This is a genomic window from Bacillus sp. SLBN-46 (assembly GCF_031453555.1).
GTDB lineage: Bacteria > Bacillota > Bacilli > Bacillales > Cytobacillaceae > Neobacillus.
In genome coordinates, this window is record NZ_JAVIZM010000001.1 from 4,706,364 (window position 1) to 4,730,160 (window position 23,797).

Annotated in this window: 26 protein-coding genes and 2 pseudogenes; 9 read left to right on the plus strand and 19 right to left on the minus strand. The window is 39.2% G+C overall.

Features of this window, described 5'->3' with window-relative positions:
- Positions 1 to 35: 35 nt before the first annotated feature.
- The 3 genes from QFZ87_RS23995 to QFZ87_RS24990 all read right to left on the minus strand — a co-directional run bounded on the left by QFZ87_RS23995 (position 36) and on the right by QFZ87_RS24990 (position 1,435).
- Positions 36 to 281 carry a DUF2164 domain-containing protein gene (locus QFZ87_RS23995; protein ID WP_309867210.1) on the minus strand — a complete coding sequence of 82 codons (246 nt, stop codon included), beginning with the start codon at positions 279 to 281 and terminating at the stop codon, positions 36 to 38.
- Between the two features lie 97 nt (positions 282 to 378).
- A complete protein-coding gene (locus tag QFZ87_RS24000) occupies positions 379 to 1,215 on the minus strand; it encodes an alpha/beta hydrolase (protein ID WP_309867212.1) in 837 nt (278 codons plus the stop codon).
- A 25-nt stretch (positions 1,216 to 1,240) separates the two neighbouring features.
- Positions 1,241 to 1,435 carry a DUF3658 domain-containing protein gene (locus tag QFZ87_RS24990; RefSeq protein ID WP_396133990.1) on the minus strand — a complete coding sequence of 65 codons (195 nt, stop codon included), beginning with the start codon at positions 1,433 to 1,435 and terminating at the stop codon, positions 1,241 to 1,243.
- A gap of 68 nt (positions 1,436 to 1,503) precedes the next feature.
- On the opposite strand from QFZ87_RS24990, the gene QFZ87_RS24005 reads away from it, so the two are divergent.
- The gene (locus tag QFZ87_RS24005) at positions 1,504 to 2,088 is read left to right on the plus strand and encodes an HAD-IA family hydrolase (RefSeq protein WP_309867215.1); all 585 of its coding nucleotides are present in this window, start codon (positions 1,504 to 1,506) and stop codon (positions 2,086 to 2,088) included.
- A 197-nt stretch (positions 2,089 to 2,285) separates the two neighbouring features.
- On the plus strand, positions 2,286 to 3,143 hold the full coding sequence (locus tag QFZ87_RS24010) for a manganese catalase family protein (RefSeq protein WP_309867218.1): 858 nt from the start codon (positions 2,286 to 2,288) through the stop codon (positions 3,141 to 3,143).
- A gap of 138 nt (positions 3,144 to 3,281) precedes the next feature.
- Here the strand turns inward: QFZ87_RS24010 and QFZ87_RS24015 are convergent.
- The 7 genes and pseudogenes from QFZ87_RS24015 to QFZ87_RS24045 all read right to left on the minus strand — a co-directional run bounded on the left by QFZ87_RS24015 (position 3,282) and on the right by QFZ87_RS24045 (position 9,991).
- Positions 3,282 to 3,612, minus strand: a pseudogene (locus tag QFZ87_RS24015) (hypothetical protein).
- Positions 3,613 to 3,795: 183 nt separating this feature from the next.
- Complete coding sequence (locus tag QFZ87_RS24020) at positions 3,796 to 4,254, minus strand: hypothetical protein (protein ID WP_309867221.1); 459 nt, start codon at positions 4,252 to 4,254, stop codon at positions 3,796 to 3,798.
- Between the two features lie 79 nt (positions 4,255 to 4,333).
- Positions 4,334 to 5,278 carry an AEC family transporter gene (locus QFZ87_RS24025; protein ID WP_309867224.1) on the minus strand — a complete coding sequence of 315 codons (945 nt, stop codon included), beginning with the start codon at positions 5,276 to 5,278 and terminating at the stop codon, positions 4,334 to 4,336.
- Positions 5,279 to 5,358: 80 nt separating this feature from the next.
- Entirely contained in the window at positions 5,359 to 6,420 is a 1,062-nt protein-coding gene (gene lsrB / locus QFZ87_RS24030; RefSeq protein ID WP_309867226.1) for an autoinducer 2 ABC transporter substrate-binding protein LsrB, read from the minus strand.
- Between the two features lie 4 nt (positions 6,421 to 6,424).
- The gene (locus QFZ87_RS24035; protein WP_309867228.1) at positions 6,425 to 7,447 is read right to left on the minus strand and encodes an ABC transporter permease; all 1,023 of its coding nucleotides are present in this window, start codon (positions 7,445 to 7,447) and stop codon (positions 6,425 to 6,427) included.
- Between the two features lie 55 nt (positions 7,448 to 7,502).
- Positions 7,503 to 8,459, minus strand: a pseudogene (locus QFZ87_RS24040) (ABC transporter permease subunit); the annotation flags it as partial.
- Positions 8,456 to 9,991, minus strand: coding sequence for a sugar ABC transporter ATP-binding protein (locus QFZ87_RS24045; protein ID WP_309867233.1), 1,536 nt, complete (start codon positions 9,989 to 9,991; stop codon positions 8,456 to 8,458). The gene QFZ87_RS24045 and the pseudogene QFZ87_RS24040, both read right to left, overlap by 4 nt.
- Before the next feature lie 273 nt (positions 9,992 to 10,264).
- On the opposite strand from QFZ87_RS24045, the gene QFZ87_RS24050 reads away from it, so the two are divergent.
- The 4 genes from QFZ87_RS24050 to lsrF are packed head-to-tail and all read left to right on the plus strand — an operon-like array spanning position 10,265 to position 13,978.
- Positions 10,265 to 11,215: a sugar-binding transcriptional regulator gene (locus QFZ87_RS24050; protein ID WP_309867235.1), complete on the plus strand. Its 951-nt coding sequence runs from the start codon at positions 10,265 to 10,267 to the stop codon at positions 11,213 to 11,215.
- Positions 11,216 to 11,234: 19 nt separating this feature from the next.
- Positions 11,235 to 12,800 (plus strand): autoinducer-2 kinase, encoded by a 1,566-nt coding sequence (gene lsrK / locus QFZ87_RS24055; RefSeq protein ID WP_309867237.1) that lies wholly within the window; start codon positions 11,235 to 11,237, stop codon positions 12,798 to 12,800.
- Positions 12,801 to 12,819: 19 nt separating this feature from the next.
- Positions 12,820 to 13,179: a cupin domain-containing protein gene (locus QFZ87_RS24060; protein WP_309867240.1), complete on the plus strand. Its 360-nt coding sequence runs from the start codon at positions 12,820 to 12,822 to the stop codon at positions 13,177 to 13,179.
- Positions 13,180 to 13,186: 7 nt separating this feature from the next.
- Positions 13,187 to 13,978: a 3-hydroxy-5-phosphonooxypentane-2,4-dione thiolase gene (gene lsrF, locus QFZ87_RS24065; RefSeq protein ID WP_309867243.1), complete on the plus strand. Its 792-nt coding sequence runs from the start codon at positions 13,187 to 13,189 to the stop codon at positions 13,976 to 13,978.
- Between the two features lie 116 nt (positions 13,979 to 14,094).
- Here the strand turns inward: lsrF and QFZ87_RS24070 are convergent, their stop codons facing one another.
- The 5 genes from QFZ87_RS24070 to QFZ87_RS24090 all read right to left on the minus strand — a co-directional run bounded on the left by QFZ87_RS24070 (position 14,095) and on the right by QFZ87_RS24090 (position 17,601).
- Positions 14,095 to 14,919: a cupin domain-containing protein gene (locus QFZ87_RS24070; protein WP_309867246.1), complete on the minus strand. Its 825-nt coding sequence runs from the start codon at positions 14,917 to 14,919 to the stop codon at positions 14,095 to 14,097.
- Positions 14,920 to 14,983: 64 nt separating this feature from the next.
- The gene (locus QFZ87_RS24075; RefSeq protein WP_309867249.1) at positions 14,984 to 15,472 is read right to left on the minus strand and encodes a DMT family transporter; all 489 of its coding nucleotides are present in this window, start codon (positions 15,470 to 15,472) and stop codon (positions 14,984 to 14,986) included.
- A gap of 16 nt (positions 15,473 to 15,488) precedes the next feature.
- Entirely contained in the window at positions 15,489 to 16,184 is a 696-nt protein-coding gene (locus QFZ87_RS24080) for a Crp/Fnr family transcriptional regulator (RefSeq protein ID WP_309867251.1), read from the minus strand.
- 31 nt (positions 16,185 to 16,215) lie between these two features.
- Complete coding sequence (locus QFZ87_RS24085; protein WP_309867253.1) at positions 16,216 to 16,641, minus strand: DMT family transporter; 426 nt, start codon at positions 16,639 to 16,641, stop codon at positions 16,216 to 16,218.
- 435 nt (positions 16,642 to 17,076) lie between these two features.
- A complete protein-coding gene (locus QFZ87_RS24090) occupies positions 17,077 to 17,601 on the minus strand; it encodes a dihydrofolate reductase family protein (RefSeq protein ID WP_309868089.1) in 525 nt (174 codons plus the stop codon).
- 102 nt (positions 17,602 to 17,703) lie between these two features.
- Here QFZ87_RS24090 and QFZ87_RS24095 point away from each other — a divergent pair, with 102 nt between their 5' ends.
- Both QFZ87_RS24095 and hpaB read left to right on the plus strand, forming a co-directional pair.
- Positions 17,704 to 17,844, plus strand: coding sequence for a hypothetical protein (locus QFZ87_RS24095; protein WP_309867255.1), 141 nt, complete (start codon positions 17,704 to 17,706; stop codon positions 17,842 to 17,844).
- Positions 17,845 to 18,156: 312 nt separating this feature from the next.
- Positions 18,157 to 19,602, plus strand: a complete 1,446-nt coding sequence (gene hpaB / locus QFZ87_RS24100) for a 4-hydroxyphenylacetate 3-monooxygenase, oxygenase component (protein WP_309867257.1) — start codon at positions 18,157 to 18,159, stop codon at positions 19,600 to 19,602.
- A gap of 38 nt (positions 19,603 to 19,640) precedes the next feature.
- On the opposite strand, the gene QFZ87_RS24105 is transcribed toward hpaB, so the two are convergent.
- The 4 genes from QFZ87_RS24105 to QFZ87_RS24120 form a co-directional block, all read right to left on the minus strand.
- Positions 19,641 to 20,195 (minus strand): GNAT family N-acetyltransferase, encoded by a 555-nt coding sequence (locus QFZ87_RS24105; protein ID WP_309867260.1) that lies wholly within the window; start codon positions 20,193 to 20,195, stop codon positions 19,641 to 19,643.
- Between the two features lie 257 nt (positions 20,196 to 20,452).
- On the minus strand, positions 20,453 to 21,475 hold the full coding sequence (locus QFZ87_RS24110; RefSeq protein WP_309867263.1) for a glycine-rich domain-containing protein: 1,023 nt from the start codon (positions 21,473 to 21,475) through the stop codon (positions 20,453 to 20,455).
- A 93-nt stretch (positions 21,476 to 21,568) separates the two neighbouring features.
- Positions 21,569 to 21,937 (minus strand): Gp49 family protein, encoded by a 369-nt coding sequence (locus QFZ87_RS24115; RefSeq protein ID WP_309867265.1) that lies wholly within the window; start codon positions 21,935 to 21,937, stop codon positions 21,569 to 21,571.
- Between the two features lie 149 nt (positions 21,938 to 22,086).
- On the minus strand, positions 22,087 to 22,695 hold the full coding sequence (locus QFZ87_RS24120) for a sterol desaturase family protein (protein WP_309867268.1): 609 nt from the start codon (positions 22,693 to 22,695) through the stop codon (positions 22,087 to 22,089).
- Positions 22,696 to 22,849: 154 nt separating this feature from the next.
- Here QFZ87_RS24120 and QFZ87_RS24125 point away from each other — a divergent pair, with 154 nt between their 5' ends.
- Entirely contained in the window at positions 22,850 to 23,755 is a 906-nt protein-coding gene (locus QFZ87_RS24125) for a DMT family transporter (RefSeq protein WP_309867271.1), read from the plus strand.
- Positions 23,756 to 23,797: the final 42 nt, after the last annotated feature.

The window sequence follows — 23,797 nt, forward strand, 5'->3', positions numbered from 1 at the left end:
AGAGCAGGGCTTGAAGCCTTGCTCGAGTACAGTAATTATCTCTTTATTGGGCGCTCCAACGTTAAAATCTCATCCTCAAGAGACGCATACCGCTCCTCCACCACACGTTTCACATCTAAAACAGCCGCATTATAAAAATGTGGCGCAAGTGTATCCTTCACAAAATCCAACACTCTTTCTGCCGCAAATTCAGATAATTCCTCGTCTCTCTCATCAGAAAAGAAAGATTGAATGTCAGAGATCATAACCTGTTGCTGCTCTTTTGTTAATTTAAAAAACATCTTAGCCCACTCCTTACAATTTCAATACTGTCACTATACCTGCGAAAATATGAAAATTATAGGCTATATTTTTACGAAAGTTTGTGTCAACAAATGGTCAACCTTTTACGACCTGCTCATCTAACCAATGTATCATATCCTCAAAAAATTGTTCCCGCTCTAAATCATCAAACGGCCGGTGCCTCATATGAGGGTATTCAAACTTCTGTTTGTTTGAAGAAGAAACGGTATCAAAGAATTGGTGAAGCTTCTCAGGTGGCGTTAGCTCATCTTCGAGTCCAAACTGTAACAAAAAAGGCAGTTTAATAGTTTTTGCCTCATTCGCTAACCGCGCCACTGTTCGCATTAGACCACGTCCCAACCCAGGTGTGACGACATCATGGCGTAACTCATCCGCAGCTAGTCTATCAAGTTCCTCAGGATCCTTCGTTAATACTTGCGGGTTACCGGTTTTTACAATACTATAATCCGGTTTAAGTTTCCCCATTAACGTAATGAGTAATCTTTCAGAAGGTGTCACTTCATAGGATATGGCAGGAGAAACGGCAATGAGCCCTGCCAGTCCTTCACTATAATCCAACGTATAATCAAGAACAATCACTCCACCAATGCTATGCCCCACAATAAAGAGTGGCAGTTCAGGCACCTCCGAGGCTACCAGCTTTCTAAACGCATGTAAATCATTCCTATATTCCGCCCACTCTTTAATAAAACCCCTTTTACCTGTGCTTTTCCCATGTCCACGCAAATCAAATCCATACACTAAATAATCCTGACTCACCAAGCTATTACTAAGATTCCGCAACCCGCCACTATGATCCCCATGACCATGAACTAAAATAACAGCGGCTTTTGGAGCTGTAGCATTTGGATACAGCACTTGATAAAATAATTCCACTCCGTTGACACCCTTTAATTGACCCTCTTTTTTCATGCCGGTCCCCCGCTTTTATATGTTTTCAATCTGGTAACTTCACACTATAATACCTCATGGACCTTGGTACCCCTTTTAATTCAAGGACACCATTATAGATTAGATGTCTAATTCTATATTCTAAATAAAAGTAACCCACGATCTCATCAATCCGATGAAGTGTTTCACCTATTACTCTCCCCGTACGGATAAAATCTCGGGTTAATGGGTTGGCTAAAATATTCCTTTTTCTTTCATTCTATGTTACTGTCTTTAAAAAACAAAACATTTTTACAAAGAGGGGTATTTATGAACATACTTTGGGATTTCGACGGGACTCTTTTTGATACCTATCCAGCATTGGTGGAGGGATTCATCAAATTAAGCAAACAAGACTTGGACCGCACGGAAGTGTTGAAATGGCTAAAAAAAGACTCCAAAACGGCCTTTAAACATTATGGAATCGATGAGAGTCAAAGAGAAGAATACACACGATTACATAACTATTATTCAAAAAATGAAAGCATACCCTTTGAGCAATTAGAAGAGGTCCTTTCATCCATTGAAAATAATATTATTGTTACTCATCGGGATAAGGAGTCGACGATCTTTCTTCTTGAAAAATACAATTTAAAAAAGTATTTTACAGAAGTGGTTTCGGTTGAAGAGCAAGGATTTACGAGGAAACCCCATAGTGCTTCTTATGAGTATGTACTAAAAAGTCACCATATCGATTTAGTTGTGGGCGACCGTGACTTAGATTTGATTCCGGCTAGAAAGTTAAACATAAAAACCGTAGCCTTCCAAAACCAAGACATTGAAGCTGACTTCCATATAGACAGCTATGCTGACTTTATTCCATTGGTTCTTAACCAGCTAAAAAAGCCCCTTTGATCGGATAGATCAAGGGGCTTTATTTTTCAATCAAACGTTTGATTAGTTTCCCGAAGCCTTACGTACCAAGGGATCCATCCATTTAATCAAACGTTTGATTAGTTTTTTGACTAAGTCATGCTATTTAATATCTCAGGTATATTATTCTCCTTGTTTGAAATCATAATTAAGAACAAATTAGGGAGGAATTTTATCATATGTATTTCTATAAAGAAGACTTAATTAATATGATTGTGCCAGATAAGCCAGACCCTCATGCTGCAAAAGTCCTTCAAGAAGCCCTTGGTGGTCAATTTGGCGAAATGAGAACGATGATGCAATTCTCTTTCCAAAGTGCCAATTTCAGAGGTAAGGATAAACAATATCGTGATTTAATACGAGGAATATTTCTCGAAGAGCTCAGCCACGTTGAGCTTGTTCAAACAACAATAAATCAGCTTTTAAATGATTCCGGTGGAACTATGCCAGGAAACCAGGCAAATGATACTGCACCATTAGATGATGTAATAAAATCTGGAGCTAACCCTCATCATTATATAATGGGGGCTAAGTCTTCCCTTCCCGTTGATGCAGGAGGCAATCCCTGGAATGGGTCATGGGTATATGACCATGGAAATCTAGTTGCTAACCTTCTAAATAACGTAGTACTCGAATCCACTGGTGTTCTTCAGAAATCAAGAATTTACGAAATGAGCAACAACAAAACCCTTAGGGAAACCATTGCTTTCTTGATTGTAAGGGATAATGCCCATCAAAATGCCTTTGCTAAAGCATTAGAAACATTAGGTGTAAATTGGGGCAAGATATTTCCAATTCCAAATTATGATTTAAACAAATACCCTGAGTGCCGCAAATATGTGGATATGGGTTTCCATAATGCTCAATTCAATTTCCGTCTTGACAATACACGCATTGGTGAGGTTTTTAAAGGTACAACACCTAGTAGAAATGGTGGAGAATTATCCGTCATTGAACCGCCTGGCGGGTATCCAGTCCCTGAAATGCCTGATATGCCCAATGAGCATGCCCCTGGTCTTTTTGATCTTAACCAATAGAATGTCATTATGAATATTAATAAATAAGTATGTCAACGGGCCTTTGAGTGATCCTCCGGGTAACAGACACATTAAAAAGTATTCTTTATCCGGAGTTATCATATCATTAGATCTATTGAGTAGAATTCCCATCCAAATTTAATGAATCATTTCCTCTTGAGCTACAAGCTCACTTTGAGAATAATAGCGAACAGTCTTCCCAGCGTTTGTCGCATAGTCAATTTCTTTTCTAGTACTACTACCAATATAACCATTGACATCAATGATAAAAATTTCATCCGCCAAATCAATTTTTCGAAAATGAATTGTAGCAAATAGTTCTTCTTGTTCCTTTGTTATTTCTATGCCTCCACTTTGCTCAAAGAAACCAAGGCTAATCACGACGTTCCCTTGCAATGTAAGGTACGCATTTGCTTTTTCAAATTGCTCTTTAAAATTTAGTAGAACCGCATAACGTTATGACCTTCACTAACTTCAACCCACTTTCTTGTATCCCTATTTGCCCAAATTATAATATTTTTCACCCTATCTTATCCTTCGAACTTTTATTCTCCTTTAACCATACCATCTCCTTCTGCTTTCTATAAGAAATAGACGTTGTGGTCCCTCTACAGTTTCGACAAATAAAAAAACGCCACCTAAACAGGTAGCGTCATCTCCATTTTTCCACTTTCTTCTGTATCAACAGTTGAAATCCATAAATAATGAAAGAAAAACTTATAAAGGTTAAAAATATCTGTAATGGCTTGAAATTGATTAATTTAAATAGTTTTCCCTTTTGATAAAGAATGGTTAATGGAAAAGAAAAAAGTGAATCCATTAGTAAATTAGCTAGAAAAAATCGTTTGATATTCCCAAAGGTAAAGTGAAATATCCATAACGTTCCTACAAAAAAAGGTCCAAAAATAAAACTGATATCGTTTATCAATCTTGCTTTCCACCCGCCCGCACTATTCCACCATTTTAATGGACCTGCCAACAAACACATGCCGGATACTAGGATCGCAGCGAGAATAGAAACGGGCAGATACTTCTTAAAGGACCTTTTCGGGAGAAAGATAATGGAAATCCACGGTAAAGTAAGCTGAAGAATCCTAATAATCATAGGCATAAACACATTTCCCCCTTTTCAGCTTACTTTTCCCTTCTGGGATGGGAATCATTCTCTATTTTACAAGCTAAATAATAATTTACTTAATAAATAACGCTCCAACAAACATCATCACAATGATGGTAACGACTGTATGAACAGATAAAACATTGTTTACAAATATTCTGTTTTCCTTGTCTTCTCCTTTAATAAATAATGGAATGACAAATGGCGGTGGTAACATAAACATGGTTATTACTGCTGCCATGAATAATTGATCAAGATGTAGAAGACGATTAATAATGAAGTTGTTAATTAACAACCCAAACATAAATAGCATCATCATACGAATCACAACTACTTTTACCACTTTTCCTATACTAGATTTTTCAATTTGAATTTCATAACCTATGACTAAACAAATCAAAGGGGTTGTAATGGTTGCAATAAGAGCGGCGGTTTGTAGGATGGAATTAGATAACGGGTTCCCAGATAAAAAAGTAATGAAGCCTGTCTTTTGAACAATGACCCCAAAAATGACAGCTAACAAAATTGGATTTTTCATAAAGGAAGTGAATTGCTCTTTCTTTGTAGAATGACCATCCCTTAAATTTGTTAAAATACCTGCTATCACTAAATAGAAAAATGTCACCTGGCCCAAATCGATAATAGCAAATATATAGATATGCTCTTCCCCAAACAATACACTGAAAATAGAGTACCCTAACATTCCTGCTTCAAAATTTGTTAAAAGCAAAGGAAAATAGGATGATTGGATTCCTATGAAGGATTGAATCCCTTTACCAATGAGTAACGCAACAAGAACGGCTGCAAAAACAGCCACAATAATCAAAAGGTGTTTTGATTCAAAGTTAGTTTTAGAGAATGAGAGAAAGAGTAAGGCCGGAAGCGAAACATGGATGATTAATTTCTTTAAGTCTTCAATCGTTTCAACCTTAATAAAATGGAACTTCCTAAACACCGTACCAACTAAAAATAATATTACAACCGGTAAAATTTTTGAAAAAACCTCTAAATAGGACAAGTGTTATTCACCTCTTTCTGCCTAACCTCTACAAATGTTAAAAAAGAAAAACTGCCAACTAAGGCAGTTTCCTCTTTATTTTAGAAATCGTAGTTATCAATGTTCTCCTTCGTAAACACGACTCGCTCTGGTAATAAGATGATGCCGCTGCGATCATCTGTGTAGTCATAGCCTTGAATCGTATTTGGTTCGATCTTAACGTGACCTACATTTGGTACGTCAAACTCATCGCCCACTTTTAGGTCCTTCCCTTTGACTGTCATAAGGTAGGCAACATAGGCTGCAAGAGCCCCTTGCTTTTTAACATCCCAAAGTCCGAACTGCTTAACCGTATCTCGTTTAACGAAATCTCTCATAACATTAGGAGTGGAGAAACCAGTGATGGCAATCTTACCGGCTACCTTAAGGTTCTCTGCTGCTTGAGCCATTGCTGGTAAAGCCGTAGCATCTGGACAGATAACAGCATCAATATCTGGGTAGGTCTTAATAATATTTTGACCGACCGTTAAAGATTTTTGAGCATCATTTTCACCAAATTGAGTCGTAACAATTTCCCATCCTGGATGTTCCGCTTTAATTTTGGCTTTAGCTGCTTCAACCCATTGGTTTTGGTCTGTTACAGTTGGACTAGAGTAGAAGAAAGCGACCTTAGCTTTGTCTGGAATTTGTTTAGCTGTCATTTCAATTAGCAAACCGCCTAATTGTTCAGGAGTACCTTGGTTAATATAAAAAGAACGATGTTTTGGATTCACATCTGAATCCCAAGTAAGGATTTTAACGCCACGTTTCTTCGCACGATCTAATGCTTGGTTTAAACCGTCAACAGATGTAGAAGAAATCATTAGTGCTTTATATCCTTGGTTAACAAAGTTATTAATATACTTTACCTGACCCGCAACGGATGCTTCACTTGGTCCATCATACGTTAAGTCAACTCCAAGCTCTTTTGCCATTTCCTTGGCGCCTTCCCCTCCAGAGGTGAAAAATCCAACCCCGGTCAATTTAGGGATAAAAGCTAATTTTACATCTTTCTTGCTAGAGCTTTCCCCACCTGACGTTTTTTCCCCGCTGCTACATGCTGCTAGCACGAGGAATGCTGATAGTACCACCGTGAACAGCTTTACAAGTCCAGTTTTCTTCATTAATCTACACTCCCTTTTGTGGCCCTTTTACACTGGCCTTTTTATTATTAATTTTTTTAATAAATAATTGGATATTGCTCCAATTGGTTAAACGGAGTAGTACTGCCACGATTAATAAAAATCCAATAACTACACTTGTCTCCTCATTTGTCATACTCATCATTTGTAGTCCATACTGCATCATACCAATAACAATACTTGCTATACCTGTGCCGATTACCGTACCCTTACCACCCGTAATACTAGTTCCACCCAGGACTACGGCGGTAATAACAGGTAAAACCGCTTCTGCTCCAAGGTCCGATCTAGCAGAACTAAAGTAGGAGGTTAAGATTACTCCACTGATACCACCCCCTAAACCGGCTATGATGTAAGACCAAATTAAGATGGATTTCGTTCGAATTCCGCTATACCTTGCTGACTTAATGTTGATTCCGATAAGAAAAACCTGTCTGCCAAAGCGCGTGAGGTTGAGGAGCACTGCAAAAAGGATCATAAAGAAGAGGAGGAACAAAATAGGATTAGGCAACCCAAATGTTTGACCATTTGCCAACTGGACAAATGCATCTGGAAATCCGCTGATTCCTTCATATCCCGATGCTTCACTTCCACCAGAAATGACTAAGGCAATCCCTGAAAAAAGAAACATACTTCCTAAAGTAACAACCAGTGGCTGCACATTGCTATTAGCGACAATCACACCATTCATTGCACCAGCACATGCACTGATTACTACAGCAATCAATACGGCCAGCCAAATATTTACTCCATTCATCCAAAGGACACCAATCGAGATAGAGGTTAATCCAATAGTTGAGCCAATGGAGACATCGATTCCACCCGTTATTATAACGTAGGTCATCGGAATAGCGGCTAGTCCGATGTAAACATAGTCGTTCATACTAAAAATGAGATTAGTAAAGTTCAAGAAGTCCGGATTCATCACACCAAAGAAAATCAGTTCAAGGAATAAGAATATTACAAGTGCACTTTCCCACCTAAAGAGTGGCCTGATCTGTTTTTTCATCGTTGTGAGTCCCCCCTTTTCCTTCAATTGACTGCTGTTTAAGCCTCTTTCCTCTATTAAACTGACTATTAACTAAATAACTTTGGAATCTAGAATCACTAATGACGATGAGAAGTAGTAAAAAGCCAGAAATGGCGTTGTTCCAATAAGCAGGTATTTTCAAGTAAATTAACGAGCTGTTAATAGCTGTTAAAAAGATGGCACCGAGTCCTGCACCAAATACTGTCCCTAATCCACCGTTTAGACTTACTCCACCTAATACGGCAGCAGCAATCACCTGCAACTCAATTCCACTACCTGTTTGATTTGGTACAAACCCAATGTTCATAACAAAAATCATTCCTGCTATTGAAGCTGACATTCCTGAGAGGACAAAGGCCAGAATTCGTATTTTTGAAACAGGAATTCCAATCAGGCGGGCACCATCTGCATTATCCCCTACGGCATAAAAATAACGGCCAATCTTCGTCAGCTTTAGAACAAGAAACGCAGCAATAAGGATGATCATCCCAATCCAAATTGGCAGAGGAAGACCGATGAAATCAGTTCCTGATAACTTTTTAAAATAGTTCGGAATATCTTCAATCCATTTTCCACCTGTTAAGATAATCATTAGACCTCTTAATATACCTAAGGTACCTAAAGTCATAATGATGGCTGGAATTTTTAGGAGTGCCACTCCGACCCCATTGAACAGTCCTGCAACCAATCCGACAAAGAGAACCACAAGTGCTGCGACCCATCCGGAAACACCGTTCGTTAAGAGAAGACCACAAACGGCTGCCGAAATTCCCATGATTGATCCGACGGATACATCTATTTCAGCCGTTAACAGGACAAATGACTGTCCCACAGCCAGTATAAGTAAAATAATGCTGCTACTTACAAGCAAAAGCAGACTGTTACCCGTAACAAACTTACTATTAATGGAGCCAACAATACCGATAAAGGCAAGGATGAGAATAACAATCGAGACTTCTCTTTCTTTTAAAAGCTTTGATAGGAGATTCATAGAGCCTTCAACTCCTTTTTAATCCCAAATGCAGCTGAGGTTATAGAATCGATAGTTAAGTTCTCTTTTGAAATCGAAGAAGTCATTCTACCTTCATGCATAACGAGGACACGGTCACTCAATTGAACGATTTCTTCCGTATCAGATGAAATCAATAGGACTGCTAATCCCTTATCTTTTAGTTCATCAATCATTTTATAGATATCCCCGCGTGCACCGGCATCGATTCCCCGTGTCGGTTCATCTAAAATGATGGCCTTTGGCCCTGTTTCAAGATATTTTGAAAGAACCACCTTCTGTTGGTTCCCGCCAGATAGATTACCGATCAATTGATTTTGTCCGGTTGTAACCACCTTTAGGTTATCAATGGCTTTTGTTGAGATGTCTTTTTCTTGTTTAAATGGGAGGAATAAGTGATTGAATCTATGCAGGATCGTTGATGTGATGTTCACTTTTATAGAGGCAATGGAGAAAATACCGTGTTGATGTCGATCTTCAGGGACATAAACCAGCCCCCGATTAATCCTTTCTCGTAAAGAGAAACCTTTTATATTCTCTTGAAGTAAGAAAACCTCACCAGAATCCCAAGGGTCTAAACCAAAAATGGCGGAGGCAAGCTCAGTACGGCCCGCACCGACGACTCCGGCAATTCCTAAGATTTCACCAGGATAAAGCTCAAAGGTGACATCATGAAAACGATGACCGGATAAGTCCCTAACAGACAGAACAGGAATGAGTGATTTACTTGAGGGAGCATTAAAATTCTTTACTTTAGCAGTTTTATCTTTACTAGACTCATCTACATGACTAACAGAGATTTTATTACTTTGTTCAGGCATTAATCCATCTAACAATTTTTCATAGGTGAAATCCTTTACTGCCCCCTTGGCTGAGATTACTCCATCCCTTAGAACAGCAACAGAATTAGCCAGCTCAAATATTTCTGTCAGGCGGTGGGTAATATAGAAAACTCCTAACCCATCAGTTGTCAGCTTTTTAATAGTAGAGAAGAGTGAATTGATTTCACTAAAAGTTAAGGTGGAAGTCGGTTCATCTAGGATAAGAATCTTTGCATTCCTTATTAGCCCTCTTAGGAGCTCTACCAACTGCTGCTCAGCGATGGATAAGCTAAACCCTTTACGGTTTATATCTAAATTCCAGCCTAACACGGAGAGATAATGCTTTATTCTTTTCTCACACTCAGCCTTATTCTCATGAAAACCGATGGTCACGTTTTCCCTAATTGTCATATTTGGAAAAATAAGGGGTTCCTGCGGCACTAAATAAATACCATGCTTATGAGCATCCGCCGGTTGATGGAACGAAACGACTTCACCCTCAACAACGATCTCTCCCTCATCAGGACGATATAATCCTGTAATGATTTTCATTAAGGTAGATTTACCAGCTCCATTTCCACCAACGATGGCAAAAACTTCTCCCTTATTAAGAGTGAGATCCACTCCTTTTAACACAGGGTTCCCTGCAAATTGTTTATAGATTTGCCGAATATGAATCAGCTGGTCTTGCATTTGGTTCACCTGCCCTGCTAGTTTATAAACTATTATTCATGAACATTTTCTAGTAGAATTAACTTTTGTTTAAACTCGAAGAAAATTTTTGATTTTTTAGATAAAGCGCTTACAAGCAAAATATTAAATGACAATCTACCCATAGTCAATACGTTTAAAACAAATTATCTAAATATTTTGAAATGGTTGACTTTTTGTTTTTAGGGTCCTATACTCGGTATTAGAGTTAAACATTTGTTTACCCAATGATTATTTGTTGAAAGGTTGAGGACATTGTCGAACAATGATGCATTTACCGAAAATCTCCTAGTTAAAGTCGCCTGGTATTATTACAAGGATAATTTAACCCAAACAGAAATCTCCGAGATGCTAAATTTATCAAGAAACAAAGTTGTTCGTTTACTTGACCGAGCTCGTGCGGAAAATATTGTTCAATTTCATATCAAAGGCCATGGGGTTAATTGTTTAGAAATCGAACACAAGCTCATCAATGTGTTTAACCTTCCTCGTGCATTTGTCATTCCTACACCTAAAGATGAACTCAGCCGTTCCCTATCAAAAGCGGCGGCACAGTATATTGAAAATAATATTAATAATAATGAACTGTTAGGTTTCGGCTGGGGCGAGGCGGTTTCACGCACCATTGAATCTCTAACTATTGACCCTACCGTTGAAGTATCCATGGTCACACTTACAGGTGGAGTTAATTACTATTTCCATAAACGTGATTATTCACTAGAGGGAGGCGTGGATAAATTTAAAGGTGGCATTCATGTCATCCCCGCTCCGTTCTTAGCGTCCACAGAAGAAATGGCTAAAAACATGCTTTCTGAACCATCTGTTAGAAATATTCTTGATTTGGCTAGCCTATCCAATCATGTTGTTGTAGGAATTGGCGGCATATCCTCGGCTTCAACTATTATTAAGGAAGAAAAGATGACCCTTAATGAATTGATATATATTAAGAATCAAAATGCCGTGGGCGATATTTTAGGTCAATTCTATGATGCTGAGGGGAATATTCTTGATTTACCGCACCATCATCGCTTAATCGGTACTCACCTAAACACCTTAAAAAAACTGAACAATGTGATCGGTGTTGCCGGAGGCCCTCAAAAGGTAGATGCTATATTTGGTGCTTTAAAAGGAGGTTATATCGACACACTTATTACCGACGAAGAAACTGCTGTTGCCTTAATAAAAAAAGCGGAAGTGCACGTTTAATAAAGGAGGTTTCTTTTGAATGGAGTACATCCTAGTCTTTGATGCTGGAACTGGCAGTGTCCGTGCCGTGCTCTTTGACAGAGCCGGCAGGCAGATTGCCGTATCCCAAGTGGAATGGACTCATATTGAAGACCCACAATACCCTGGTTCGATGGACTTTGATGTAATCAAGAATTGGGAGATCATCCAGACCTGTGTGAAACAAGTACTCAACCAGTCTGGTGTGGCCCCTCAAGATATCAAGGCCATTAGTGCAACTAGCATGCGTGAAGGATTTGTCCTATATGACGAGAATGGCAGAGAAATTTGGGCATGTGCCAACGTGGATGCCCGGGCTGAAAAGGAAGCCCGGGAGCTTAAAAACAATGATTCCGAACTCGAAAAAAGGCTGTATGATTTAAGCGGCCAAACCTTTGCGCTGGGTGCTCTCCCCCGACTCCTTTGGATCAAAAACAACCAGCCTGAAATCTATGAAGAAATTGCCTACTTAACTATGATCAACGATTGGATCCTCTACAAACTCACTAACAAACTTCAAGTCGACCCATCTAATGGCTGTACCACAGGAATTTTTGATATCAAAAATCGTTCATGGACACCAGCAATTGCTGAGGCCTGTGAGCTTAAAAGTAACATCTTTCCTCCCGTTAACGAAGCAGGTGAATTACTAGGAACAATCCCTGAGTCTATTGCTGCTTATACAGGTCTTGCAACAGGAACCTCTGTCTTCAGTGGTGGTGGTGATGCACAACTAGCATCTGTTGGTGTTGGCGCCATTAAAGATGCCCAAACCTTTATTTGCGGGGGCAGCTTTTGGCAGCAGGAAATTAACATCAAGGATTTAAAGGTTGACCCACACAACCGTATTCGTGTCAATTGTCATGCTGTTCCTGATTTATGGCAAATTGAGACTATCGCCTTCTTCCCCGGCCTTGTCATGCGATGGTTTAGAGATGCCTTTTGTGAAATAGAAAAACTGGAAGCAGAGCAGACAGGACGTGATGCCTATGAAATTCTTGAAGCAAAGGCAAAAGATGTCCCTATCGGCTCAAATGGTATCATTCCTATTTTTTCTGATGTCATGGATTATATCTCTTGGCGACATGCAGCACCATCCTTCCTCAACCTCAGCCTAGATCCCAACAAAACAGGTAAAAAAGAAATTTTTAAATCCATACAAGAAAATGCCGCTCTAGTTACCTATGGCAATTTAAAAATTGTAGAAGAAGTGACGGGACAATTCCCTAAAGAAGCGATTTTTGCTGGCGGTGCCTCAAAAGGGAAACTATGGAGCCAGACCTTGGCAGATGTCCTAGGTATCCCTGTAAAAGTACCCGTTGAAAAAGAAGCAGCAGCACTGGGTACGGCCATTATGGCAGGACTCGGTGCCGGTCTATACCCCAACTTAGAATCTGCCATTACCGACATAGTGAAATGGGAAAGAGTTCATTCTCCTAATCTAGAAAACCACCAAAAGTATCAAGTCATTTATGAACATTGGCGTAAAGTTTATGCCGAACAGCTTAAATTAGCCGATTCCGGCATGACAAACCATATGTGGATTGCACCTGGAGTAACTATTTAATAGAAAGGGGGTGAAACGAATGTTTCACACAAGTGAGGAAAACAATGAATATCGTTATGGCACCCATGGCCCCAAATACTTATCTAAAGGACCCAATGTGGATATTGGAGTGGTTCTTTTAAAACCTGGTGATGATCATGATAACCACTATCATACAACCTGTGAGGAAATCTTCTATATCCTTGAAGGTGAAATTGATATTTATATAAACGGTGAACCTGTCCATGTAAAGCCAGGTGACATACTTCAGGTACGACCTATGGAAGCACACTACTTAAAAAACACGAATACTGTTGATTTTAAAGCTGTATTTATAAAATCGCCACATATCAGTGAAAGAGATTCCGTTATCGTTGATAACCCAAAAATAAAGGAGTGAATGGTAGATGAATTGGGGATTTAAAAATAGAATGAATCAAATTTTACCAGGCGGGAAAGCCGTTATGTTGGCAATTGACCACGGTTATTTCCTTGGACCCGTCCACGGCCTTGAAAAGCCTGGAGAAACCGTCAAGGACCTTTTGCCACATACCGACTCTTTGTTTGTCACACGGGGGACATTGGATGCATGCATTCCTGCAGATGTAAGTAAGCCTGTCCTATTACGAGTTTCTGGTGGACCGAGTGTGTTGAATGATTTAGCTAACGAGCACATTGTTACCCCAGTTAAAGAAGCCATTAGACATAACGTGGTTGGAGTCGGCGTATCTATTTTTGTCGGTTCTGCTTACGAGACTCAAACGGTGACAAACTTAGCAAATGTCGTTACTGAATCACACGAGTATGGGTTACCTGTTCTAGCCATTACTGCTGTTGGCAAGGAACTAGAAAAACGCGATGCTAGATTCCTAGGCCTTGCTTCTCGTATTGGTGCTGAAATGGGAGCAGACATTGTTAAAACCTATTACTGTGAAGACTTTGAAAAAGTAACAAGCACGTGTCCCGTTCCAATCGTTATTGCTGGAGGTCCTAAACTAGAAACAATTAAAGATGCACTGGATTTAACCTATAACGCGATGAACCAGGGCGCTGCAGGTGTGGATATGGGGCGTAATATTTGGCAGTCCGAATACCCTGAAGCGATGATTCGTGCCATTAATGGGATTGTTCACAAAGGGTTAAGTGTGAAGGAAGCGCTAGAACTTTATTCACAGCTAACACAAACCAAGGTATTTTAAGACACCCCTCTAAAGAAAAAGCGGCTTACCAAGCAGTAAGCCGTTTTTTGAGTACCAATCGCTTAACATTATTTGCTATTTTATTTGTTTATTTCAAATATGATTTTACTTTACTACTACATATTTTTGCTTTGCACAAGAAGTTTGGATTTTCCTGTACGTTCCCATTCTTCTACTGTTTCATATGCTTTTTCAGGAGAATACCCTTTCCCTACAAGAACGCCCATTAGAATAAATTCTTGAAGAATATGTGTCGCATTTATTCCTCTTTTAACATCCTCTAATCCTTCTTTTACCAAAAATTCCGTGTGCTGTATCCATTCATCTGGAGTCTTTCCAAAAACATCTGTATTTCCATTGCCGTGACTGTTGCCTTCTTCCGCAGCCATGGCATCTGCTTTGGTACCATGAACAGTACCAAAAGGATGGTTAGGAGGAGCATATATTGAATAAAGTTTTAGCGGAATATTACCTGTATTGGTTAGATTATGCCATGTTCCAGCAGGTATCATTATGGCAGAATCATCAGAGACATGTCTTTCAAAGTTTAAATTCTCTTTACTCTTGCCCATTTGAACAATCCCCTGGCCTTGTTCAATCCGTAAGAATTGATCAACATTTGGATGCATTTCCAAACCGATATCTTCACCAACATTGAGGCTCATCAAAGTAACTTGTAGATGTGTCCCTGTCCATAAGGCTGTCCGATACGTATTGTTTTGCTTCGATGCTTCATTGATATTAACGACAAATGGATTTGGTCCATAATCTGTTAATAGAACACTTCCATTACCGTTGGAAGAGCGAAATGAATCAAATCGGTTAGCGTGCACTACCCCATTAGGATAAGTTGTATAAACAGACTGTCTTCCATAGTTATACATTGGTACATTAGCATAATAAGGATATTGATAAGGATACATATAGGGAACATTGTACATTTTTCTCAATCCCTTCACAGTTATAAAATTATCCTATGCACTTGTGAAGGGAAGGTACTTGGATTCAAACTTCATTCGTTAACTCTAACATTTTTTTAGCACGCACTTGGCTTTCCCGTCTACTCCCAAATTTAAAAACAACAACCCCACCGACGATAACCAGCACACCAATTAACTGCTTAAAAGTAAATGGAACTTTTTCTAATCCTAATAATCCGAGTGAGTCCCACAATAAAGCAAATGCGAGCTGTGATGCAAAGACAATCGCGATGGCATAGCTTGGTCCAAGGTGCTTCATCCCCTGAACGATAAAGGTAACCACCCCTATCCCAAGTAAGCCACTGAACCAGTACCAAAGCTTCATGTTTTGTAACTGAAATAATTCTTTTCCTTCAAAAATCAGGCCGAAAATCATGGAAGCGAGAAATCCTAGCCCTAATACTAATGTGGTCGTGGCCCATGATCCGGCGCGTTCGCTTACCTTACTGTTGAAAATATTTTGCACGCTAAGCAGCGATCCCGCCAGCAGCGAGAATAATAATCCCAGTATCATACTTTACTCCCCTATTCTATTCGTAAATATTATCTCCAGCCAATATCCTCAATCCTTCCCTATCTTTGATGAGGATGACTCCCTTTTTCCGCTCGATTAAACCATCTTTACACAATTGGCCGATTACGCGATTTAAATGCCGATAACTTGTTCCAATCAAATTGGCCGTATCCTTGATACTAATGCTAATTTGTCTTTTATTCAGTGAGACGGATTCATCCAAAGAGACCGACATGAGATAACTGGCCAAACGTACTTCGACTGGATACATGATAGTCAAACTCATTGATTTCGATTTCAAATGGAATTTTTTCGTGATAATTTCTAATAAAAATTGCAGGAACGGTGCATGATCTTTAGCATATTTTTTCAACCAGCGATGATGAATACCAATCATACTAACTGACGAAACAGCCTCCACTGTATTAACAAAATCAATCCCCTGCACGTATTCAAGATCCCCAATGACCTCAAGAGGTGTCTTAAACGAAAGGATGAGCGTTTTGCCTTCAGATGAGTTATTATAGATTTTCACTTTGCCCTTCACAAGAACGTATAAATACTCGGAAGGTTCACCCTGCGTACAAATGAGTTCTCCTTCTTCAAAGCTGTATAGAGACAAGTATGGGTTCAGTTGTTGATTAAATATGGGTTCCAGCTGATATGTCTCTTTATATGCTTGTAATTGCGCACGATCTTTTATCTCTTTCATTTGCTAAGATCCACCTTCCACCTGCGTACGTTTAAAACCTAAGAATCAATACCCCAGCAATCATCATTCCGATACCAATAAACTGCGGTAGCTTCATTTTTTGCTTTGTTAAGCCGAACCATCCGTTACTGTCTATTATAAAGGTTAGACAAAGCTGAGCAATCAGTATTACGGCAACTGTAAAGGTAACACCAATATGCTGAATCGCCGTGACGTTGCTAAAAACGACAACCGCCCCGAAGGTACCGCCGACTAAATATAACGGTTTTACCTGCGTGAAGCCTTGGTATTTTTTTTCTCTGGTGAACATGAGTATAAGTAAGGCCACTATAAATCCGATTAACTGTGTAATGGTTGCAGCTTGCCATGTGCCTATATCATTACTAATTTTAGTGTTTGCTACTCCTTGCAGGGTAATAAACGCCCCGGCTAAAAAGGCAAAAAAGATTCCTTTCATCGTGTTCACTCTCCATCGTTGATTTATCTTAATTAAACTGATTTTGAGCGTTTCAGGAAAGGACATATGTCCTAATTGTAAAAAAAGGGATTTATTTTTGTGAAGGGAAGTAGATTTTTGAAAAAGAAGGGAATTTATGTGACTCATTCGGGTTCCAGTTGATGGGTTCGATCACATAGAGGCGGTTTACGTTACCCAATTGATTTCTGGATGGAGCTTTCGGGCTCGTAGAAGGTTAAGTAAAGTGTAAAATTACACTTAAATAAAGAAAAACAGGGATCTTATCAGCGAATTATTAGCATTTATCAGCGAATCTAGAATTTTATCAGCGAATATCAAAATTTATCAGCGAATTTCCGAGATTTATCAGCGAATCTGAAAATCACTCTCAAAATCACCCCAATAAAAAAGACCTTCCCCAAAAAATGAAAAGGCCTAATGATTCACTTTATAATGCATCTGCGCAAATTGGTTATACCGTTTTACTTCAAGCAGAGTTAATGGCAACTCCGGATTCGGTGCGTTAAATAATGGAATACCAGAACCTAGTATATGAGGCGTAATCGTAATAATGATTTCATCAATCAACTTCTCTTTCATAAACGCATCGAGCAGATTGGCCCCGCCAACCATCCAGATTTTAGAACCCTCTCGTTGCTTCAATTTCTTAGTAAATTCAATAACATCCTCATTTACAAATTCCACATCCCCATTCGAACCCTGCTCAAACCTCGAGAACACATAACACTTCCGATCTGAATGCGGAAAGGTATCAGTTACTCTTACCACATAATCGTATGTTTTTTTCCCCATAATGATGGTATCAATCGATTCATACATTTCAGAAAAACCGTTATCCCCCTCACCCTCGGTTTCGTGTAACCAATCTAAATCGTCCCCTTCTTTTGCGATGAAACCATCTAAGCTTGCTGCTATAAATAAAACAACTTCTCTTTCCATCATTGCCACCCTCTCGTCCTTAATTCATAAGCATTTAGTTTAAACAAAAACGTATAAATCTACTACTAATAGAAACGCTAATAATTGAGGTGAATCCACAACATGATAAAAAAAGAAAATCAACCCAACGAAATCAAATACAGCATTTGGGATACCAAAACAGAGGAAAATCTCGACCAAATGAAGGAAGATTTGGCTGAGCTAATAGAACACCCCACAAAAACGCAGCCCCAAAACGATTAAAATAAGCAGCCCTAGAGGTTGCTTGTTTTATGTTATTGTAACAAATGCTTAATATGTCTCTAACACTTACGTCATAATTCTTTAATAATTTGTGGGTATAGTAAGAAATAGTGGGGATAGCGCGTGTGGCTATCATGGTATATGGCGAAGGCGGAGCCAGTACTGATTTAGAAAAGAAAACATTCTCTTTATTTCATAAAATGTACCCTTACTCTTCCCAATTTAAAACAAGGCTTATCCTATTGGAACATGCCAACAGGTTATCCAATAAAATAGAACTAGCTAACATGTACAAAAATTGGGAGTGTGCATATGGGAATTATTACGGGGAATCATTTTATTGACCGATTAAATAAGATGGATACTGAAATCTGGTACGACGGTGAAAAAATCAAGGGAATGCTTTCTGAACATCCTGCCTTTAAAGGCATCCTGCAAACAAAAGCATCGCTTTATGATTTGCAGAATGATAGTGAGTTTATCAAGAAAATGACTTACCTATCTCCAGAAACTAATAGCTTAATAGGACTTTCCTTCATGCAGCCGAAAACAAAAGAAGATTTAAAGAAAAGACGAGAAATGATTAAAATCTGGGCAAGGCACACGCATGGATTGATGGGCAGAAGTCCAGATTATATGAACACAATCGTTATGAGCTTTGCCTCCTCTTCGGCTGCCCTCTTGAAGGGGAAAGAAAACTGCTTCCCCGAAAACATTCTAGCAGTCTATGAAAAAGCAAAAGAAAACGACCTTTGCTTTACACATACATTCATTACTCCGCAAATTAATCGTTCCCAATATAATTTTGACTGTTCTAAGGATCCCATTTCTGCAAAAGTAATTGATCGAAATGAAAAAGGAATCATCATTAAAGGTGCTCGGCTCCTTGCTACACAAGGTGGATTAACGGATGAAGTATTAGTCTATACGGCTCCAAGGAGATTCATGGATCCAGCTGAAGCATTTGCTTTCTCCATTCCTTCTGATACGAAAGGTTTAAAATTTATCTGTAGGGACTCATTTGTAGGCGGGGAATCTCCCATTAATCACCCCTTAAGCTCTCGTTATGAAGAAATGGATTCCATCGTCGTTTTTGATAACGTGTTAGTGCCATGGGACCGAGTATTCTTTTTGGACAATGTCGAGGCAGCTAATGATTTCATGCTTCACAGCTCTTTCCATCATTTTGCCACGCATCAAGTGGTTACGAGGCAAATTGTAAAAACCGAGTTTGTCTTAGGTATTGCTGAGCTCTTAGTAGAGACAATTAATGTAAGTGAATACCAGCATATTCAGGAAAAACTATCAGAAATCATCATTGGTCTTGAAACCATGAAAGCACTTGTGGAAAAGTCTGAACATGATGCACAGCTTGATGAATGGGGATATATGCGTCCTAGTCTTCTTCCCCTGCAAGTGGCCACCAATGTCTTTCCACGAATTTATCCTCGTTTCAGCGAGATTATTCAATTAATAGGTGCAAGTGGAATGGTATCATTACCAACTGAAAAAGCATTTGAATCTGAAATTCGCACGGACCTTGACCAGTATCTTCAAGGGGCGAGTAAGACGGCTGAGGAGCGCGTGAAAATATTTCGTTTAGCTTGGGATTTGACCATGAGCTCATTTGGAACGAGACAAACACACTATGAAAGATACTTTTTTGGAGATCCGATACGGCTGTCTAGTACTTTGTATCAAACCTATCCGAAAAGTGAGCATGTCAGGAACGTATGTGAATTCTTAGATTTACATTAAAAAGAGCTGCAACGGCGCAGCTCTTTCCTTTTTACTTCTTATACGGTTTGAAGGTTTTCCCATTCATGCCGTAAAACGCCCATCACAAGAACGTCATATCGTTTTCCGTCCCGATAGACCATCGAGCGCTTGCGGCCTTCTAATTGAAAACCAACCTTTTCGTATGCCCTGATTCCACCTTTGTTATATTCAATTACTTCTAAACCAACCCGGTCTAGATTTAGTTCATGGAAAGCATAGCGAAGAATCAGCTTTAAGGCATCTGACCCATATCCTTTGTTACGATGTGCGGACTGGCCAATTCCGATGGCCAACATCCCCGCGCGATTATTCCACTCGATGCTATGAATAACAGCAAAGCCAATCAGTTCATCATGTTCAATGGTTCTAAGTCGGAAGTAAGAACTATTAGGTCCTGAGCTCCCCTCTTCGCTCCATTGTTCTTTTGTTTTAGGAAGGGCTATATCGGTATCCACATTTCGTAGATATTCATCGTCCTCGCCCCACTTCATCATGATGTCCACATCTTCTTCCCTTGCTGCAGATAGCTTTACCCGATCACCGTAAAAAAGTTTAGAATTAATAATGGTCATTTTAATCTCCTTAATATATTGTATTTTTCACCTCTTCACCCTTATAAAACCTGTTAATCGTACGCAATAGCCTCATCCTCCCGATAATTAGTTAGTTTAATCATAAAGCTTTATCAATCACACATCAACCAAAATCTTCCACCTAAAATATTTAATCAAACGTTTGATTAGTTTCCCAAACCCAGTCGTATCAAGGCTTCCAAAAATTCAATTAAACGTTTGATTAGTTTTTTGCAAAAAAAAAAATAGTTCCTCCGCTAAGAGGAACATCCACTTCCACAGCTTGAACAGCTGGAGCCGCCGGAGCAACTTGAGCAGCTGGAACCACCTCCATCATGTCCCCCACCACCGTGACCGTCGCCATGTCCACCGTCCTTATGACCTGGCCCATGCAAAGCCGTCCCGCAGAAAATCGCCGTGGAGCAGCCACTTGTATAATTCGCCGCTTTCGCATACGTATACTCACTCGCATACTTCCAATAATCATCAAAGTAAAAACTAGAGAAAAATACCATAGCAAGAGACATGTTCGTCATTTCACCATAATACCGTTGCTTCGTAAATTGACCTTTTGAATCCACATGATATGTTTCTTCCGCATTTATGACTTGCTGCTTCATTTGCCTAACAAGGTACTCAACCGTCCCCCTGTTAACCTCATTCACTTTAAAATATCTATTAATCAACCAATCATTACTTTCTTCCTTAAACTCTTGTAAAACCTTTTTATCTAAAGGGTATCTAAAAAAGCTGCCCCAGGACTTCCAGCTATACTCGGTAATTGTAAACAAATGAGAAAATACCCAATCAAAAAACGCTCGTTCCTGCGGGGCAGGCGTTGGATTCGTATTAGGCATATGATGCAGCATTTTTCCAACAAATCGATCGGAGAAAGTTTGATATTTTTGCGTAAAAAGCAGCATTGTATGCCAGACTTCATCCACTTCTGCACTAAACATAGGCGTTTCCTTTAACATATTGGAAAGCAAAAAATACCGCTTTAATTCAAACAGACGCCATTCGAATTCATCTTCGGTCCGTTTAGGATGCTCCTGAAGGAAACGATACCTTACTTGTTCCATATAATCAGCATTCAAGGAGGAATCTAATTTTTCAAGCAATGGTGTCACTGGAATATCGGTCAGCACACCCAGATGCTCAGGAATATTTTCTTTCGCTAATTTAGGTCGATCCTTTTTCGCTAATACCACTACTCCTGTCACCACTCCAGCTAGCACAAGTGCCCCCGTTACAACTCCAATTACCAAATGAATCACCATCCCTCCCCATAATAGTGTACTACGCATTAAAATTGGTAAAAGTTTCATACTAAAAAAATGACGACCCCCTTAACGAAGGATCGTCTCATTTATTTATACTAGAAATGCCCCTAGCGCCACCATAGCCTTCTTCAATGCCTGTTCATAGGCCTTATCCTTGCCAATGATGTTACGAAAATCTGCGACATCTCGAACCGTCGAACGTCCTTCTATTTCGTATCCATTATTAAATATTAATAGACAAATAGTGGATTTATCACTCATTCGATGAAATTTCTTCTCTACAATCATTTCCTCTAACTTTGCCCGTTTTTCATCCTTCATCGCTTGGTTTCGAGAATACGGGATCACTATATGGTCATACATATGCTTATTCTTGCATGTGACTAGAAGAATCTTTTCCCCTTTATGTTCTACTTGATTGATTTCCCCACATTTTGGACAAATACTATCGATGAACATACAAATCGCGCTCCCTTTACTTGAATGGTTTGTAGGATGAATTTTTCTAAGGCCGTGTTACTTTATATATTTCATATCCATAAAAAAATACCTTCAACGAATCGAAGGTATGGCAAATTTAATCGAATTCTAATCTTTCCTTGTAAAAACTACCTCATCTCCAAATTCTTAGCCGTCTTGCTCGTTTCAACCTCTTTTTCCTCTCTAAACGTACCAAATAAGTAATCGGCAAATGGCGTACTCACACCGTACCAGTAATTTTCATTTTTATAATGATGAAGAATATGAACCTTCTTCACCCATCTACCGAATTTCGTTTTCGGCTTCAATGGCCGGTGGGCTACGTAATGCTTCCATTCATAGGTTAATAACATCGTCATCAACCCTATTCCAAACGTGACCGTTCCTGTAAAATCACCCGTGATGAAATAGAATATCGAACAAATAACCAGGAAGTTTGGCAGGCTGTACCATAACGGCAGAAACAAAAGCTTTAAATCATCGGGATAGGTATGATGATCGTAATGAATTCTCTTGAGAAATTTCAAAAAGTGCGGATTCTTAGGGGTTTTTAAATGAAACAAAAAGCGGTGTGTCAAATATTCACTGAAGGCAAAGGTCAATAGGCCAAGCAAAAAGTAAAAAACTAATGATGTTTCTACCCCTACACTAACCACATAAACCACTCCAAATAGGACTAACAAGAACATAGTTAAAATGTCAAAATGCAAAAAGAAATCTCGATATACCTTCTTCATCACACACTCCCCTTATACCTACGCATTACAAATAATTTTATAATATTCCGAAAAAATTATCACTACTATTTATTCGATCCTATCTGTTAATAAAAATAGTTTGAAAAATGCTTCAATTTATGATTCGATTAAGAATAATTAGGAGGGGTTCTACATGAACGGAAAAATGAGACTCATCATCACCATGCTCATTTTTGGAAGCATCGGGGTATTTGTCAAAAAGATTGATCATCTCACTTCAAGCGAAATTGCCTTTTTAAGAGGAGTCATCGGGAGTCTATTCCTACTTATTGCAAGTTTCCTATTCAAGCATAAACCATCGCTTAAAGCATTAAAACAAAATGCTCTTTTACTCCTGCTATCAGGAGCGGCAATTGGCCTGAATTGGATCTTTCTATTTGAATCCTATCGGTATACAACCGTATCTAACGCGACCATCAGCTACTACTTTGCGCCGATTTTTGTCATGATTTTAGCTCCATGGATTTTGAAAGAGAAACTGACAAGTATCAAGGTAGGATGCATCGTAACAGCGATGATTGGGCTATTTTTAGTTGTTTATACGGGGGCTGGTGGCACAAGCGGCTCTCAGAATCATGCGGTTGGTATTTTGTATGGCCTACTGGCGGCAGCATTATATGCCAGCGTTATTTTAATGAACAAATTTATTAAAAACCTATCTGGTTTCGAGCTCACATTAGTTCAATTAATGGCTGGAGCGGTTGTCCTGTTTCCCTATATCCTGTGGCATGGGGACCTTAATTTTTCTAGTTTAGATTCAACATCACTCATTTTTATCCTGATCCTCGGGATTGTGCATACCGGCTTAGCTTATTTCTTATACTTTACGTCTCTTCAGGAATTAAAGGGACAGACTATTGCGGTTCTCAGCTATATTGATCCAATTTCCGCCTTCATTATCGCAGCGATTTTCTTAAATGAAAGCATGACATGGGTGCAAATGCTTGGTGGTGTTCTTATCCTTGGCTCTACTTTTGTAAGTGAAAGGCTAGAGGTAAAATTGGCGAAGAATAGTCAGACTCCTACTACCTCGCCATAAATCTAATAATGCAAAAAGGCTGCGGGACGTGTGTCCTGCAGC

Coding starts and splice junctions, on each gene's coding strand:
- QFZ87_RS23995 (WP_309867210.1), bottom strand. CDS start 281: ATGTTTTTTAAATTAACAAAAGAGCAGCAACAGGTTATGATCTCTGAC.
- QFZ87_RS24000 (WP_309867212.1), bottom strand. CDS start 1,215: ATGAAAAAAGAGGGTCAATTAAAGGGTGTCAACGGAGTGGAATTATTT.
- QFZ87_RS24005 (WP_309867215.1), top strand. CDS start 1,504: ATGAACATACTTTGGGATTTCGACGGGACTCTTTTTGATACCTATCCA.
- QFZ87_RS24010 (WP_309867218.1), top strand. CDS start 2,286: ATGTATTTCTATAAAGAAGACTTAATTAATATGATTGTGCCAGATAAG.
- QFZ87_RS24020 (WP_309867221.1), bottom strand. CDS start 4,254: ATGCCTATGATTATTAGGATTCTTCAGCTTACTTTACCGTGGATTTCC.
- lsrB (WP_309867226.1), bottom strand. CDS start 6,420: ATGAAGAAAACTGGACTTGTAAAGCTGTTCACGGTGGTACTATCAGCA.
- QFZ87_RS24035 (WP_309867228.1), bottom strand. CDS start 7,447: ATGAAAAAACAGATCAGGCCACTCTTTAGGTGGGAAAGTGCACTTGTA.
- QFZ87_RS24045 (WP_309867233.1), bottom strand. CDS start 9,991: ATGCAAGACCAGCTGATTCATATTCGGCAAATCTATAAACAATTTGCA.
- lsrK (WP_309867237.1), top strand. CDS start 11,235: ATGGAGTACATCCTAGTCTTTGATGCTGGAACTGGCAGTGTCCGTGCC.
- QFZ87_RS24060 (WP_309867240.1), top strand. CDS start 12,820: ATGTTTCACACAAGTGAGGAAAACAATGAATATCGTTATGGCACCCAT.
- lsrF (WP_309867243.1), top strand. CDS start 13,187: ATGAATTGGGGATTTAAAAATAGAATGAATCAAATTTTACCAGGCGGG.
- QFZ87_RS24070 (WP_309867246.1), bottom strand. CDS start 14,919: ATGTACAATGTTCCCTATATGTATCCTTATCAATATCCTTATTATGCT.
- QFZ87_RS24075 (WP_309867249.1), bottom strand. CDS start 15,472: ATGATACTGGGATTATTATTCTCGCTGCTGGCGGGATCGCTGCTTAGC.
- QFZ87_RS24080 (WP_309867251.1), bottom strand. CDS start 16,184: ATGAAAGAGATAAAAGATCGTGCGCAATTACAAGCATATAAAGAGACA.
- QFZ87_RS24085 (WP_309867253.1), bottom strand. CDS start 16,641: ATGAAAGGAATCTTTTTTGCCTTTTTAGCCGGGGCGTTTATTACCCTG.
- QFZ87_RS24090 (WP_309868089.1), bottom strand. CDS start 17,601: ATGGAAAGAGAAGTTGTTTTATTTATAGCAGCAAGCTTAGATGGTTTC.
- QFZ87_RS24095 (WP_309867255.1), top strand. CDS start 17,704: ATGATAAAAAAAGAAAATCAACCCAACGAAATCAAATACAGCATTTGG.
- hpaB (WP_309867257.1), top strand. CDS start 18,157: ATGGGAATTATTACGGGGAATCATTTTATTGACCGATTAAATAAGATG.
- QFZ87_RS24105 (WP_309867260.1), bottom strand. CDS start 20,195: ATGACCATTATTAATTCTAAACTTTTTTACGGTGATCGGGTAAAGCTA.
- QFZ87_RS24110 (WP_309867263.1), bottom strand. CDS start 21,475: ATGGTGATTCATTTGGTAATTGGAGTTGTAACGGGGGCACTTGTGCTA.
- QFZ87_RS24115 (WP_309867265.1), bottom strand. CDS start 21,937: ATGTTCATCGATAGTATTTGTCCAAAATGTGGGGAAATCAATCAAGTA.
- QFZ87_RS24120 (WP_309867268.1), bottom strand. CDS start 22,695: ATGAAGAAGGTATATCGAGATTTCTTTTTGCATTTTGACATTTTAACT.
- QFZ87_RS24125 (WP_309867271.1), top strand. CDS start 22,850: ATGAACGGAAAAATGAGACTCATCATCACCATGCTCATTTTTGGAAGC.